Origin of the sequence: Pseudomonas sp. PAMC 29040 (assembly GCF_003994535.1) — a bacterium.
GTDB classification, from domain to species: domain Bacteria; phylum Pseudomonadota; class Gammaproteobacteria; order Pseudomonadales; family Pseudomonadaceae; genus Aquipseudomonas; species Aquipseudomonas paraversuta.
Genome location: NZ_RZAA01000007.1, coordinates 167,124 through 182,358 on the forward strand (window position 1 = coordinate 167,124; position 15,235 = coordinate 182,358).

The following is a 15,235-nucleotide window of genomic DNA, read 5'->3' on the forward strand; positions in this document are numbered from 1 at the left end:
CTTTTTAATGAGTATCACTATCAAATGCGCTTTACTCTTAAATGAGATTGTTTATCATTGCGACCCTGGCAGTGCCGGGGAGCGCTAATCGAGCACGGGTCCATCCGGACCGTTCACACGCGATCCCAGCCTTTGGCCTGCTGAGCACACTCCATTGTTAAGGGATCAACTGGACATGTCGTCTCGATTCAAACGCAGTCAATTTTCTCTGGCTATAGTCGCCGCACTTGCTTCGCCAACCTTGCTCGCCGACGCGCTGGAGCGTGATCGCGATGAGGTCCCGGTGCAAGCCAGCGACCTGCCGGTCGATGGCACCCGGCAAGCAGTGCAACTGGAGGAAACCCGGGTACTGGGTACCGCTGCACAAGAGCTGAAGCAGGCGCCAGGCGTCTCGATCATTACCGCAGAGGACATCAAAAAGCGTCCTCCGGCCAACGACCTCTCCGACATCATCCGCCGAGAGCCCGGGGTCAACCTCACCGGTAACAGCTCCAGCGGCAGTCGCGGCAACAACCGCCAGATCGACCTGCGCGGCATGGGCCCGGAGAACACCCTGATCCTGATTGACGGCAAGCCGTCTTCTTCGCGCAACGCCCAGCGCTACGGCTGGAGCGGCGACCGTGACACCCGGGGCGAAACCAACTGGGTACCGGCCGAAGAAGTCGAACGCATTGAAATCCTGCGTGGCCCGGCAGCTGCCCGCTACGGTTCCGGGGCCATGGGCGGGGTGGTCAACATCATTACCAAGCGCCCGTCCGATAAGCTCAGCGGCTCACTCACGGCCTACTACCTGTCACCTGAAGACGACTCCGAAGGCATCAGCAAGCGTACCAACTTCAACCTCAGCGGCCCGATCACCGATGATCTGGTGTTCCGCGTATACGGCGGCGTGAACAAGACCGACGCCGATGATCCGGGCATCAATACGGCCGCCCAGGCCTCGCCTGACAGCGTGGTAGCGGGGCGCGAAGGTGTGCGCAACAAGGACGTCAACGGCTTGCTCAGCTGGCAGTTCACTCCGGAACAAAGCCTGGACCTGGAAGCCAGCTACAGCCGTCAGGGCAATATTTTTGCCGGTGACACCATGCTCAACAGCGGTGGCGACTTCGTTAACAGCCTCACCGGCAAAGAAACCAGCGTGCTGCAGCGCAGTACCTTCTCGGCGACCCACAATGGCTCGTTTGACTGGGGCTCAACCACCGCCTCGCTGAGCCACGACCTGACCCGTAACGCGCGCCTTAACGAAGGCCTGGCCGGTTATGGTGAAGGCGCTCCTTCAGAGAGCGCCGGCCGGTTCGAATCACGCCTGCGCAATACCCGCGCCACCGGCGAAGTGAACTTGCCGCTGACCATGGGCACCGCCCAGGTCCTGACGGTGGGTGGCGAATACCTGTACGAGTCACTGAATGATCCGGGCTCGTTGCGTCCGCAAAGCTGGGACCCGGGTGCCAACGGCGATGCTGCGATTCCCGGCCAGGACCGTAGCCAGACCAAAACCACCGCCAACAGCTACGCGTTCTACGTCGAGGACAACATTGAAGTCGGCGCCAAAACCATCGTCACCCCGGGCGTACGTTTCGATCACCACAATGAGTTTGGCGGCAACTGGAGCCCGAGCCTGAACGCCTCGCACCAGATCACTGACGAGCTGAGCATCAAGGGCGGTATCGCCCGGGCTTACAAAACCCCGAACCTGTACCAGTCCAACCCCAACTACCTGCTGTACAGCCGGGGTAACGGTTGCAGCGTGGTCGAGGCCAACATCGGTGGCTGCTACCTGGTGGGCAACCCGGACCTGAAGCCGGAAATCAGCATCAACAAAGAAATCGGCCTGGCGTTCGACAAAGGTACCTGGCGTACCAGCGCGACCTATTTCCGTAACGACTACCAGAACAAGATCAACGCCAGCAACGAGTCGGCGTTCCGCCTGCCCAACGGGCGTCGCGTGCTGCAATGGGAAAACAGTGGCAAGGCCATCGTTCAGGGGGTCGAAGGCAATCTGTTCGTCAACTTGCGCGAGGATCTGGACTGGAACACCAACCTGACCTACATGATCGAAAGCAAGGACAAGGAAACCGGCGACCCGCTGAGCATCATCCCCAAGTACACGCTCAACACCACGCTGGACTGGTACGCCACCGAAGCACTGTCGTTCCAGGTCAGCGGTACTTACTACGGCAAACAGGAAGCGCCCAAGCGCAACAACCGGGCCAACGAACAACTGGACAAGTCGGTCCAGCAACCGGTTGATCCCTATGGTCTGGTGGGGTTGAGCAGCGGCTATGAATTCAACAAAAACTTCAGCGTGCGGGTGGGCATCAACAACCTGTTCGACAAGCAGTTGTACCGCAAGGGCAACGCTGACGAAGCCGGCGCACAAACCTACAACGAGGCAGGCCGTGCCTACTTCGCTTCGGTGACCAGTTCGTTCTGATAACAACCCGGGCCTGTTCGGCACGAGCAGGCATTAACAGGCGCGACACCCACGCGGGTGCCGCGCCGTTGTCGCATCTGGTGCCGGTGAAAACCCGGGGTTCGATCAAGGATTAAAACATGAACATCACAACGTCGGCCTGGGTGCCGATCCTGTCTCGTACGCTGGCGGCACTGGTCGGCGGCTACGTCTTTACCTATGCCTTTACTGCGGCACTGGCGCGCCTGTTGCCGCTGGATAACGTGGACTCGATGGTCGTCGCCAGCCTGCTGTCGTTTGTGATTTACACCTTTGCCATCCTTTGGGCGTTTGCTGCCCGCCAGCAATGGTCGGCCTGGATGGGCGCCGTACTGGCGGTCCCTCTGGGCGCTATCGGTTTCTGGCCACAACTGCTGGAGCGCCTGGGATGAAGCAGACTCTGACCCAATCCATGGCCTGGCTGCACACCTGGGGCGGCCTGGTGGTCGGCTGGTTATTGTTCGTAATCTTCCTGACCGGCAGCCTCGCGGTGTTCGATCAGGAAATCGACAACTGGATGCACCCCGAATTACCCGCCCACCACCTGAGCAATGAGCAGGCGGTGGACACCGCACTGAATTACTTGCGCGCCCACAAGCCCGACGCCAAACAGTGGGGCATCAGCTTGCCCTACGAACGTTCTGCACAGTTGCAGGCCTCCACGGGCGGGCGCCGGGACGGAGTTTCGGTGACCCTTGATCCGGTGACCGGCGAGGTCTTGCCGGTGCGCGAAACGGTGGGTGGTCGTTTTTTCTTCCTGTTCCACTTCACGTTGCATATGCCGCGCATGCTCGGCATCTACCTGGTGGGCGCTCTGGCGATGGGCATGCTGGCGGCGCTGGTCAGCGGGATCGTGATTCATAAAAAATTCTTCAAGGAGTTCTTCACCTTCCGCCCGGCCAAGGGCCAGCGTTCGTGGCTCGACGCCCACAACGCCAGCGCCGTACTGCTGTTGCCGTTCCACTTGATGATCACCTACAGCGGACTGGCGATTTTCCTGGTGATTTACATGCCTGCGGCCATGGACGCGCTGTTCGATGGCAACCGTGAAGCTTTTTTCAAGGCTCAGGACTCTGCGCCAGCGGCCCTTGAGATCCAGCGCCCACAAGTGGCCGGGCCAGCGCCGCTGGTGGCAATCGGGCCATTGCTGGCCAAGGCCCGTGAGGTAATGGGCCCATTGAGCGGGGTAAACATCAGCAACCCCGGGCAGAGCAATGCCCAGATCCAGATCCGGCCGATTCTGGGTAATCGGATTGCCCTGACCAAGGGCCAGGGCATGCGCTTTGATGGCGTCACCGGTGAGCAACTGTCCGGGCCGACCGAAATGCGTGCGACGGTGCTTACCCATCGGGTGATTTCCGGCCTGCATTTCGCCCAGTTTGGCGGCTACCCGATGCGCTGGCTGTACTTCATTTGCGGGCTCATCAGCAGCGCCATGATCGCCAGCGGCCTGGTGTTGTTCACCGTCAAGCGGCGACGTAAATACGCCAGTGAAAGCCGGGCCGGGCAGGTGTTCTATCGCCTGGTGGAGGCCATCAACGTCACGGTCATGGCCGGTTTGAGCCTGGCCTGCGTCAGCTTGCTGTGGGGTAATCACCTGTTGCCGGTGGGGCTCAAGGAGCGGGCAGATGCAGAGCTGAACGTGTTCTTCGGGGTATGGGCCTTGAGTCTGGTGCATGCCTTGCTCAGACCGCGCATGCAGGCCTGGCGCGAGCAGTTGGGGCTGGCCGGGTTGATGTGCCTGGGCTTGCCGTTATTGAGTGTCTTGACGGTAGACCGGCCATGGGCATTGCCCAGCCGCATGGGGGTCGAACTGACGGCCATGGCGCTGGGGGCGATGCTGCTGTGGGCGTGCTGGAAAGTTTCGCAACCGGTGGTGGAGCGGGTGCCGCGTAAAAAGACTGCAGTCATGGCCGAGGTGAATTGAAATGCTGGCTGATTTTTTTGCTGGATGGGCATTCGCCTACCTGGGCATGCTCGCGCTCTGTCAGGGCCTTGAACGCCACTACAAGCAGTTGTGGCACAAACTGCCCCCGGCCGGATTGCGCCGTGGCTTGCGTGGGGCCGGCTGGTTGAGCCTGGGGCTGAGCCTGTACTTTTGCGCGCAAGCCTGGGGCTGGGCCATGGGGCCTGTCGGCTGGTTCGGCATGCTTTCGTTGAGTGGTTTCGGGTTGCTGATGCTGTTGCCATACCGGCCGCGGCTGGCGGTGTGGTTACCCCTGGGATTTGCCCCGGTGTGGGCAGTGATCAGCACCCTGACCTGACCCTGGTAGGAGCGAGCTTGCCTCGCGAGCCTTTGAGCGGCCAACGAAGAGCTCGCGAGGCAAGCTCGCTCCTACAGGGTTAGCGGGTCTTGGCTCCGGGCTTGACCCAGCGGTTGGCAATCAGGTCCAGACTGCTGCAAAACACGAAGTACAGCAGCCCCACAAACAGGAAGATTTCTGTGGGATGCACCATCACCCGATTGCTCACCTGGGTGGCGACGAACGACAACTCGCCCACGCCGATTACATACGCCAGCGACGTGTCCTTGATCAGGGTGATCCACTGGTTGAGGAAAGAGGGCAGCATCATCGGCAAGGCCTGGGGCAGGATGATCAGGCGCAGGACTTGCCAGGTGCTCAGCCCCAGCGCTTTGCCCGCCGCCCATTGCCCGGGGGGCAGGCTGCTGATGCCGGCATGTACCGAATGCGCCAGATAAGCGCCACCGATCAACGACAGGGCACACACCACGGTGGCCAGGGCCGGCACGTCAACCTTGAACAGGATGGGCAGCAGGAAGTAGCTCCAGAAAATCAGCATGACCACCGGGATCGCCCGCAAAAACCCGAGCACACCGAGCAGCAGCCAGCGCACCTTGCCGTCAATCAACACCAGGGCGATACCCAACACCAGCCCCAGCACCGCCGAGATCAGCCCCGACAGCAGGCTCAATAGCAGTGTGAGTGCCGCGCCGCCCAGTGGGCCGTCGGGGTAGGCGCCGAGCAGAAAGTACGACAGATTGTCGCCAATTACCGAAAAGTCCATGGCCTACAACACTCCCTGTTTGTACCACTTGCTGCGGGCCAGCCCTTGGCCGATCACCTCGATCAGCGCAATGCTGGCCACATACAGCAGGGTCGCGAAACCAAAGGCCTGGAATGTCTTGAAGGTCTCAGTCTCGACCTGGCGTGAGGCGTAGGACAGCTCGGCCAGGCCGATGGCCATGGTCAGCGAAGAGTTTTTCAGCGCATTCATGTATTGCCCCAGCAGCGGTCCCAAGGCCGTGCGTACTGCCTGGGGAAACACGATATAGCGCCACACCTGGGCCGGGGTGAAGCCCAGGGCCAGACCGGCCGCCCGCTGTTCGAGCCGCACCGAGCTGACGCCAGCGCGGAACTCTTCTGCAATAAAGGCGGCGGTGTAGAGCATCAGGCCCCAGAACCCGGCAATGAATTCAAAGGACGGCCATTCAATGTCAAACAGGCCCAATGCCAGGCTGCGCGGCTGATTGAGCCACATCACCAGCCCCTCGGGGAGCATCGCAGTGACCCCGAAGTACCAGAAAAACAGCTGCACCAGCAGCGGTGTATTGCGAAACAGGGCCAGGTAGGCCCGTGCCGGCCACGACCACAGACGGGACGGCGAGATGCGTGCCAGGCACAGCAGAAAACCCAGCCCGGTGGCCACCAGGCAGGTCAGGAGCGAGAGGATCAGGGTCAGTACAAAACCATCGAACAACCAGTGCAGGTATTTCGGGCCAAGCAGTTCACCAAACATAAACAGGGTCCATCCAGAAACGAACAAAACCCGTCCGGTTGACCGTGACGGGCTTGAAGGTGCTGCGAAGTCTGATCAGCTCTTGTCGCCAATCTTGTACAGACGGGTCAGCGGGGTCTTGGTGGTCGGACCGAACCAGGTGTCATAGATGCCCTGGGCCTTGCCCTGGGCTTCGAGGTCGGTGAGGGTCTGGTTGACCACTTCGGTCAGGCGCTCTTCACCTTTTGGAATACCGACACCGATCAAGTCATTGGATATGGTGAACGGCGGCACTTCGTACTTGTCTTTGTCCGGCACATTGGCCAGCAGCCCGATCAGCTTCGGACCGTCCTGGGTAATGGCCTGCACGTTGCCGTTGCGCAGGGCAGTGAAGGCAAACGGCGTATCGTCATAGGCCACCACCTTGGCGCCGGGGAATTTCTCGCGCAGTACACCTTCGTTGACCGTGCCCTTGTCCACGCCCACGCGCCACTGGTTCAGCTCCTGCGGGGATGTGAGCGTGCCTTTCTTGACGATGAACTGCTGGCCTGAGGCGAAGTAGGGAATGCTGAAGTTCACCTGTTCGGCGCGCTCCGGGGTAATGGTGAAGTTGGCCAGTACCAGGTCGACCTTGTTGGCGACCAGCAGCGGTACGCGGTTGGCCGGGTTGGTTGGCTGCAACTGCAGTTTTACCCCGAGTTTGTCGGCGATGGCCTTGGCGTAGTCCACGTCCAGGCCTTCGATCTGCTTGCTTTTGGCATCGACAAAACCAAATGGCGGGTTGCTGTCAAAGGAAGCTACGCGCAGCACGCCAGACTTTTTGATGTCATCCAGACGATCGGCGTGGGCCAGCCCCGACAAAACAGCCAGGGTCAGAGCGGTGAGGGCAGTGAGTTTTTTCATTTCGTTCTCATCATGAGTTGGAATGCTTATGACGAGAGTCTTGCAGGAAATTTAGAGTTTAAAAAAGAATATAAAACTCTTTAGTTATTCTTTTGAGATATATGCACCCTTGTAGGAGCGAGCTTGCCTCGCGAGCTTTTTGCGTTGTATTGCGGATCGCTAAAAGCTCGCGAGGCAAGCTCGCTCCTACAGGGGGTGGTGGGTGGTGGCTCAGCCCACTTTGATCAGGCTTTGCCGGCAGTGCAGCGTCAGCTTCGCACCGCCGCCCTCGCGGTCTCCGACATCGAGGCTGAAACCGTGCAGGTTGACGATGGCCGCGACGATGGACAGACCCAGGCCAAACCCGCCGTGTTTGTCATCGCTGCGGTAAAAACGCTGGAACACCGCCACCCGTTCCGCTTGTGGTATGCCGGGCCCGGTATCGAGCACTTCGATGCGCGGACTGCCTTCATCGTTCACCGCCCGCAGGACCACTTCACCGCCTGGCGGGGTGAATTTGATCGAGTTGCTCAACAGATTGGCCAGCGCCTCAAACAGCAACGCCCGGTCACCCGTCAGCCCGGGCAGGGTTTCGGGCATATCCAGGGTCAGGGTGACCTGGCCTTCCTCCGCCAGGGGCAGGTAAAAGTCGTACACCTCCTGGAGTAAAGGCCGCGGGTCGAGTTGCACAAAGCCCGAACGACGCTGGTGGTCTTCCAGTTCGGAGATGCGCAACAACCCGCGAAAACGCGCCATCAGGGTGTCGGTTTCGCCAATCACTTCATCCATTTGCAAGGCCTGGGCAGAGCCTTCGACGGCTTGCTGCCGGATCCGGTACAGCTGCGCCCGCAAACGGGTGAGCGGGGTGCGCAGGTCGTGGGCGATGTTGTCGCATACCCCTTTGACCTCGTGCATCAGCCGCTCGAGGCGGTCGAGCATGGCGTTGACAATGGCGGCCAGCATGTCCAGCTCATCGCGGCGGTTGGACAGCGGCAAGCGGCAGGTCAGATCGCCGGCGACAATCGCTTCGGCGCTGGCCTGAATCGCCCTGATGCGTTGCAGCGGACGTCGGCGCAACAAGTGCCAGCCGGCAATGCCCGGAATGATGGTCAGCGACAGCCCCCAGAGCAGGGCATGCAAAATGATCCGGGTCACGGCAAACAGCGAACCGTTATCGCGCACCAGTATCAGCCAGCGGCCGTCGCGGGTCTGCGTGGCTACGGCATCACAGCTGTCTTGCGGCAGGTTCGGATCATCGGAGTCGATGCAGGTACTCAGTTCATGGATCCGACCATCCAGTGGCAGACCTTCGGGGATGCTTTGTATCGGACCACTGAGGGGCTGGTGCTGCGCATTGAACAGTCCATAAGCATCAACTGCACGCATATCGAACGTCATGCTGGTGGCGAGCGCTTCGTCCAGTTGCTCGCCCTGAAAACGGGCAAACAGGTGCTGGCGCTGCATCAACGAGTGTTTGGCCAGGTTGCCCAGGTAATCCGAAACCTCGTAGTACAGCACCCCCATGAGGATGCAGCTCCAGGCCACGAACAGAAAACTGTACAGCGCCAGCAGACGGCTACTGGAAGAACGCCAGCCCTTAGAGGGGTTCGGCAATGACATAACCCGAGCCTCGAACGGTGCGGATAAGAGGCACCTGGCCCTGGGGGTCGATTTTTTTGCGCAGGCGCCCGATATGGACGTCGATCAGGTTGGTGCCCGGGTCGAAGTGATAACCCCAGACTTCCTCGAAGATCATCATGCGCGAGAGGATTTGCCCGGTGTTGCGCATCAGGAATTCCAGCAGCTTGTATTCGGTGGGCAGCAGGCTCAGTTGTTGCTCGGCGCGGCTGGCTTCGCGGGTGATCAGGTTGAGTTCGAGGTCGGCGACCCGCAGCGAGGTTTCGTGTTTGTCGGTCGGGCTTTTGCGGCGCAGCAAGACTTCAACCCTGGCGGCCATTTCGTCACTGGCAAAGGGTTTGGTGAGGTAGTCATCGCCACCTGCGCGCAGGCCGCGAACCCGCTCGTCGACGTCGGAGAGGGCGCTGATCATCAGGATCGGGGTGCTGACGCCAATGGTGCGCAGGGTGGTGACAATCGCCAGCCCGTCGAGCTCGGGCAGCATGCGGTCGAGGGTGATCAGGTCGTAGTCGCCGCTCACGGCGCGCACCAGACCTTCGCGGCCATTGGCTACCCAGTCTACTTCCAGGCCGTGGCTGCTCAACTCAGCCACGATCTCTTTTGCCGTTACGGCATCGTCTTCGATGGTCAAAATCCGGGTCATACCGTCACCTGATGGGCCTTTTGTGCAGTGAGCACATTTTGCCCACAAAAAGCTGAAACGTTTCTGAATATTTCTTCATGTTCGAAAGGTTAGCCCCGCAGGGGCGAGCATGCCCGCGATCTTTTGATCTTGAAAAAGCTCGCGCCTGCAGACCGGGTCATTCCTGCAGGGCCGGCCGCGCGGTTGCCATCTGCGGTATCGGTTTGCGCATCAGCGTCCCCACCAGCAGTGCGCCCAGCAAGGCCAGGATCCCGGCCACCCACAGCACCACCCCGAAGCCGGAAACAAAAGCCCGGGTTGCCAGCGGTTCAATGCGTGTGCGGGCTGCCTCTGGCAGTTGGCTCAGGGCTCCCGGCATGTCTCCCGCCACCACCCTTGTGGCAATAAAGTGGCTCTGTTCAAGCCACGGCCGCGCTTGCTGCCTGAGGCTGGCCTGCAGGTTTTGCTCGGTGTGACTGCCAAGCAAGGCACCGAATACACCGATGGCCAGCACGATGGCGCTGAAGCGCATGGTGGTACTCATGCCGGACGCCATGCCCACCCGGTCCCGGGGTACGCAGGCCATGATGTTTTTCTGTGTGTCGCCATTGAGCAAGCCGGCTCCGGCACCGGTCACTGCAGTGGTCAGGGCAAAGCTCAAGTAGCCACCATGGTCCACCGCCCAGGCACTGAGCAGGTTGCCACAGCCAACCAGGGTCAGGCCTGCCGCCATCAGGCTGGCCGGGCTGACGTGCGAGGCCAGGCGGGCACCAATACGCGGGCAGATCAGCATGGCCAGGGCAAACGGCAACATGCCCAGGCCTGACGCGACGGCGCTGAAGCCCAAGCCGTTTTGCAGGTAGAACGGCAGCAGCGTCATCATCACTTGTGCGCAACCGGCGTAGGCAAACATCCCGAGCAGGGCACCGATAAAGCGCGGGTGACGGAACAGTTGCAAGTCAATCATGGGCCGCCGTTGCACCGCCTCGACCCATACGAACAAGCCCAGCAATAACGCTCCGGCACTCAGGCGGGCATAGGTCATCGGGCTGTCCCAGCCAATGCGGTTGGCTTCGATCAGGCCCCAGATCAGGCACAGCAGACTGGCGCTGAAGGCCAGGCTGCCCCAGGGGTCGAGACGGGCTGCCTGGGGATCCCGGGACTCGGCAATGGCATGCCTGACCAGCAGCATCAGCAGCAAGCCCACCGGCAGGTTGAGGTAGAAAATCCAGCGCCAGCCCAGGGATTCGGTGATCAGGCCGCCAAGGGTCGGTGCAGCCGTCATCGCCACGCCCATGCACGCCCCCCAGAACGCCCAGGCCTTGGCACGTTCGACCTCGTCATGAAAGGCGTGGCCAATGGAGGCCAATGCTGAAGTCAGCAACAGAGCCGCGCCGACCCCTTTGACGGCCCTGGCGATCTCCAGCAACAGGCTGTTGGGGGCAGCGCCGCAACCGATGGAGGCAAGGATGAAAATGCTTAAACCCCAGAGCAGGTTTTTCTTGCGGCCAAAGCGGTCGGCAATGCTCCCGGCAGGCAGCAGCAGGGCCGCAAATGCCAACATGTAGGCGCTGACCACCCATTCGATATCGACAAAGTTGGCCCCAAGGTCGCGGGCGATGCTGGGCAGGGTGACCGCGACGATATTGGTATCGAGCACGATTAACGAACACACCCCGCTGGCAGTCAGCAGGGTCAGGCGTGGGCTGACAGTTTTCATGGCGCAGTTCCTGGATGATGGGTCTCAACATTGCTTTGCAGGTAATTGGTTTGACGGGCAGGTTCTCTTCTCTCTAGTGTGGGATGGCCACAGACTATCGCGCTGCATGGCAGAGTCTGTTAGCTGCTAACCCTGACTTCATTACCTTTGAGCTAATGCTGGTATGGATATACGTCATTTCCGCTATTTTCTGGCTGTCGCCCGACAGCGCAACTTCACCCGCGCCGCGCAAGTGCTGGGGATTGCGCCGCCTACCCTAAGCCGGCAAATCCAGGACCTCGAGCATGCACTGGGGGTGCGTCTGTTTATTCGCCAGCAACGTCAGGTCAGCCTGACCGAAGCAGGCCAGGCCTTGCTGCCCGAGGCTGACGCCACAGTGCGCCAGTTCGAACTGGCGCAGCGCAATGCCCGGCGGGCCGGGCGCGGTGAAGTGGGGCATATCGAATTGGGCTACGTTGCGTCGGCGGTTTACTCCGGCGTGTTGCAACGCCAGGTGCAGGCTTTTTCCCGGGACTGCAGCGAAGTCAGTCTCAATGTGCAAGAAGCGCCGATGGCCGACCTGCCGCTGAGTGTGGTGGAAGGCCGCTTCGACCTGGGTTACGTGCGTTCACCCATGGCCTTGCCTCCGGAGCTGGAGGCGATTGGCCTGAATGCCGAGGGTTTTGTACTGGCCCTGACGGATGATTCATGGCTCACGCGTCTTAAAGGCATCAGCGCGCAACACCTGCAAAACGAGACCTTTATCCTGCCCGAACAAATCAGCGGCACTTTGCAGGTTGCGGCCCAGGGTGGCTACGCCCCCAGGCTCGGCGCCCAGCCCGGTGGCCTGGTGGCGGTGATTGCTCTGGTGTCGCTGGGGCAAGGGGTGGCGGTGGTGCCGGAGTCGGTGGTCGGGCATATCAGTTTGCCCAATGTGATTTACCGGCCGATCGAGGGCTGCGCGGCAACGTCATGGTTGTCCCTGATTCACCGCCGGTTTGAAAAGTCCCCGGTGGTGGCCCGTTATATCGCCAAAGTGAAACATGATTTTCGTACCTTCACGCCGGCTGCCAACTAACAACCCGGTCTTTCTGAATATCTGCTTGGTATAGGTGCGTTTACCTGTAGACCCAGTACAATCGCGCACTTTTTACCAGGCATGGATGCTGTTCGGCACCTGCTTACGAGAAAGCCCATGGTTTCTGCTAGTTACTCCCCTTCGCTGATTTTTATTTCCCTGTGCGTCGCAATACTCGCGTCGTATACCGCCCTGGATCTGGCCGGACGAATCGCCACGGCCCGTGGCCGAACCGTGTATCTGTGGATGAGCGGCGGGGCGCTGGCAATGGGCTTTGGCGTGTGGTCGATGCATTTTATCGGGATGCTCGCCCTGCAGTTGCCGCTGGAGCTGGGTTATGACCTGGGGCTGACGGTGTGGTCGTTGCTGGTGGCCATTCTGTCGTCTGGTTTCGCCTTGTGGCTGGTCAGCCAGCCGCGCTTGCCGGCCCTGCAATTATTGTTCGGCGCATTGGTCATGGGGGCAGGCATCAGCGCCATGCACTACAGCGGTATGGCGGCGTTGCGCATGCAGCCGGGAATCGATTACGACCCGGCGCTGGTGGGACTGTCCCTGGTGATTGCGGTAGGGGCCTCGGCCGCTGCCTTGTCCATAGCGTTCCGCCTGCGCAAGCACACCCCCTATGTGCATCTGGTGCGGGCCGGGGCTTCGATCATCATGGGCGTGGCAATTGTCGGCATGCACTACACCGGCATGGCTGCGGCGAATTTCCCGGTCGGCAGTTTTTGCGGCGCGGCCGTGGACGGTTTGAGTGGCAAGGGCCTGGATAATCTGGTGCTGGTGACCAGCCTGGCGGTGTTGGTCATTGCCTTGTTGACTTCAGTTTTTGACGCCCGGCTGGATGCAAGTACTGCGGCCCTGGCGAACTCCCTGACCCTGGCCAATGAAGAACTGACCCAACTGGCCCTGCATGACACCTTGACCGGCCTGCCCAATCGCACCCTGCTGGCCGACCGCATCAGCCAGGCCATGGCCAAAGTGGCGGAGCAGGGCGGATGCTTCTCGTTGATGTTTATCGATCTGGACGGCTTCAAACCGGTTAACGATGCTTTTGGTCACCACTTGGGTGACCGTTTGCTGCGCGAAGTGGCGTTGCGCTTGCGTGAACAGTTGCGCAGCCAGGACACCCTGGCGCGCATCGGTGGCGATGAATTTGTGTTGCTGGTGCGCTTGAGCGAACCGGACGATGCGCCCCAGGTCGCCGCGCGGCAGGTCAGCCTGCTGTCAAAGGGGTTCCGGGTTGATGAGCATGATTTGCAGATCTCCGCGAGTGTCGGCATTGCTCTGTATCCAGGCAACGGGCAGACCGCCGAAGAGCTGCTGATGAACGCCGACGCGGCGATGTACCACGCCAAGGGCGCCGGCAAAAACGGTTACAGCTTCTTCGATGTCTCGATGAACACCAATGCCCGCAAACAACTGCAACTGCTCCAGGACTTGCGCCAGGCGGTGGAGCAAAACCAGTTCCGCTTGCACTACCAGCCCAAGTTTGACGCCACCAGCGGCCAGCCGGTGGGGGCCGAAGCCTTGTTGCGCTGGGAGCATCCGCAGCAGGGGCTGTTGCTGCCCGAGCACTTTATCGAACTGGCGGAAAAAACCGGGTTGATCATTCCCATCGGCGAGTGGGTGCTCAATGAAGCCTGCCGCCAGATGCGTATGTGGTTCGATCAGGGGTATAGCCACTGGCGCATTGCAGTCAATCTGTCGGCGTTGCAGTTTTGCTATTCGGGGCTGGTCGACAGTGTGGTTGCGTCGCTGGAGCAGCACGGGTTGCCGGCCAACAGCCTGACCCTGGAAATCACCGAAACCACGGCCATGAGCGATGCGGACGCGAGCATGACCGTGCTGCAAAAGCTGTCGCAGATGGGGGTGGATTTGTCCATCGATGACTTCGGCACCGGCTATTCGAGCCTGATGTATCTCAAGCGCCTACCGGCCAATGAACTGAAAATCGACCGCGGGTTTGTCCGCGACCTGGAGCATGACAGCGACGATGCCGCGATTGTCTCGGCGATTGTGGCTCTGGGCCAGGCACTGGGGTTGCGAATTGTGGCTGAAGGGGTTGAAACCGACACCCAGCAAAGCTTCCTGACCACTCTGGGCTGTGATGCCCTGCAAGGTTTTCTGCTGGGGCAACCGCTACCGGCCGAGCAATTCATGCTGGATATCCATCGCGCCGAACTGTCGCGTTAAGGCCAATCGCCAGCGTCCTGACAAACCAAAGCTTTCGCGGTTATTCTGCCGGTCACATTTGCACCGTCGAACTGGAGAGCGTTTTTATGGACAAAGTCATCTTGATCACCGGCGGCAGTCGCGGCATTGGCGCTGCAACTGCGATCCTGGCAGCACAGCAGGGCTACCGGATTTGCATCAACTACCTGACGGATGCCGCCGCCGCCCATGAAGTGCTGGCCCGGGTGCATGCGCTGGGGGCAAAGGCGATTGCGGTGCAAGCCGATGTCAGCAATGAAGAAGAGATCATCAGCCTGTTTACCCGGGTTGACGAAGAGCTCGGGCCGATCACCGCGCTGGTCAACAATGCCGGCACCGTGGGCCTCAAGTCCCGGGTCGACGAAATGTCCGAATCGCGTATTTTGCACACCCTGAGAACCAATGTACTGGGGCCGATCCTGTGTTCCAGGTATGCGGTACTGCGCATGTCTCCGCGTTACGGCGGCCAGGGCGGCAATATCGTCAACGTGTCGTCGGGGGCTGCACGCCTGGGCTCGCCCAATGAGTACGTGGACTATGCCGCTTCAAAAGGCGCACTGGACACCTTTACGCTGGGCTTGTCCAAAGAACTGGCGGGCGAGGGGATCCGGGTCAACGCGGTGCGCCCGGGCCTGATCTTTACCGAGTTCCACGCCTTGAGCGGCGACCCGGGGCGGGTCAGCAAGCTGGAGTCGAGCATCCCGATGGGCCGTGGCGGACGCCCCGAGGAAGTCGCCGAAGCCATTATCTGGCTGCTCAGCGACAAGGCTTCCTACGCCACCGGTACCTTTATCGATTTGTGCGGCGGGCGTTGATCCAGGCCCGTTAGATACCCAACAACAGGCCCGGCCTCTGTGGGCGCCGGGCTTGCCCGCGATGGCATCGCTGGCAAGGCTGGCAAGGCTGGCGGTATTA

The 15,235-nt window shown here is 60.7% G+C and carries 13 protein-coding genes; 7 read left to right on the forward strand and 6 right to left on the reverse strand.

Features of this window, described 5'->3' with window-relative positions; genetic code table 11:
• Window positions 1-175 precede the first annotated feature (175 nt).
• From WG29040_RS14770 to WG29040_RS14785, 4 genes are all read left to right on the forward strand, one after another.
• A complete protein-coding gene (locus tag WG29040_RS14770; protein ID WP_003446233.1) occupies window positions 176-2,434 on the forward strand; it encodes a FepA family TonB-dependent siderophore receptor in 2,259 nt (752 codons plus the stop codon).
• 119 nt (window positions 2,435-2,553) lie between these two features.
• On the forward strand, window positions 2,554-2,844 hold the full coding sequence (locus WG29040_RS14775; protein WP_003446231.1) for a hypothetical protein: 291 nt from the start codon (window positions 2,554-2,556) through the stop codon (window positions 2,842-2,844).
• Window positions 2,841-4,379 (forward strand): PepSY domain-containing protein, encoded by a 1,539-nt coding sequence (locus WG29040_RS14780; protein ID WP_003446224.1) that lies wholly within the window; start codon window positions 2,841-2,843, stop codon window positions 4,377-4,379. The genes WG29040_RS14775 and WG29040_RS14780 overlap by 4 nt, the downstream gene beginning before the upstream one ends.
• A 1-nt stretch (window position 4,380) precedes the next feature.
• Window positions 4,381-4,716 (forward strand): DUF3325 domain-containing protein, encoded by a 336-nt coding sequence (locus WG29040_RS14785; protein ID WP_127196432.1) that lies wholly within the window; start codon window positions 4,381-4,383, stop codon window positions 4,714-4,716.
• 79 nt (window positions 4,717-4,795) lie between these two features.
• On the opposite strand, the gene WG29040_RS14790 is transcribed toward WG29040_RS14785, so the two are convergent.
• The 6 genes from WG29040_RS14790 to WG29040_RS14815 form a co-directional block, all read right to left on the reverse strand.
• A complete protein-coding gene (locus WG29040_RS14790; RefSeq protein ID WP_003446221.1) occupies window positions 4,796-5,479 on the reverse strand; it encodes an amino acid ABC transporter permease in 684 nt (227 codons plus the stop codon).
• A gap of 3 nt (window positions 5,480-5,482) precedes the next feature.
• Window positions 5,483-6,211 carry an amino acid ABC transporter permease gene (locus tag WG29040_RS14795; RefSeq protein WP_127196433.1) on the reverse strand — a complete coding sequence of 243 codons (729 nt, stop codon included), beginning with the start codon at window positions 6,209-6,211 and terminating at the stop codon, window positions 5,483-5,485.
• 75 nt (window positions 6,212-6,286) lie between these two features.
• Window positions 6,287-7,093, reverse strand: coding sequence for an ABC transporter substrate-binding protein (locus WG29040_RS14800; protein WP_003446218.1), 807 nt, complete (start codon window positions 7,091-7,093; stop codon window positions 6,287-6,289).
• Between the two features lie 210 nt (window positions 7,094-7,303).
• Window positions 7,304-8,692: a HAMP domain-containing sensor histidine kinase gene (locus tag WG29040_RS14805; RefSeq protein WP_127196434.1), complete on the reverse strand. Its 1,389-nt coding sequence runs from the start codon at window positions 8,690-8,692 to the stop codon at window positions 7,304-7,306.
• A complete protein-coding gene (locus WG29040_RS14810; RefSeq protein ID WP_127196435.1) occupies window positions 8,670-9,353 on the reverse strand; it encodes a response regulator transcription factor in 684 nt (227 codons plus the stop codon). Before WG29040_RS14810 ends, WG29040_RS14805 begins: the two co-directional genes overlap by 23 nt.
• Window positions 9,354-9,510: 157 nt before the next feature.
• A complete protein-coding gene (locus tag WG29040_RS14815) occupies window positions 9,511-11,052 on the reverse strand; it encodes an MFS transporter (protein ID WP_127196436.1) in 1,542 nt (513 codons plus the stop codon).
• Window positions 11,053-11,215: 163 nt separating this feature from the next.
• Between WG29040_RS14815 and WG29040_RS14820 the strand changes: the two genes are divergently transcribed.
• From WG29040_RS14820 to WG29040_RS14830, 3 genes are all read left to right on the forward strand, one after another.
• Window positions 11,216-12,109 (forward strand): LysR family transcriptional regulator, encoded by an 894-nt coding sequence (locus WG29040_RS14820; protein ID WP_003446211.1) that lies wholly within the window; start codon window positions 11,216-11,218, stop codon window positions 12,107-12,109.
• Window positions 12,110-12,226: 117 nt separating this feature from the next.
• Window positions 12,227-14,302, forward strand: a complete 2,076-nt coding sequence (locus WG29040_RS14825; protein ID WP_127196437.1) for a bifunctional diguanylate cyclase/phosphodiesterase — start codon at window positions 12,227-12,229, stop codon at window positions 14,300-14,302.
• Window positions 14,303-14,388: 86 nt separating this feature from the next.
• Window positions 14,389-15,135 carry an SDR family oxidoreductase gene (locus WG29040_RS14830; RefSeq protein WP_003446200.1) on the forward strand — a complete coding sequence of 249 codons (747 nt, stop codon included), beginning with the start codon at window positions 14,389-14,391 and terminating at the stop codon, window positions 15,133-15,135.
• Window positions 15,136-15,235 lie beyond the last annotated feature (100 nt).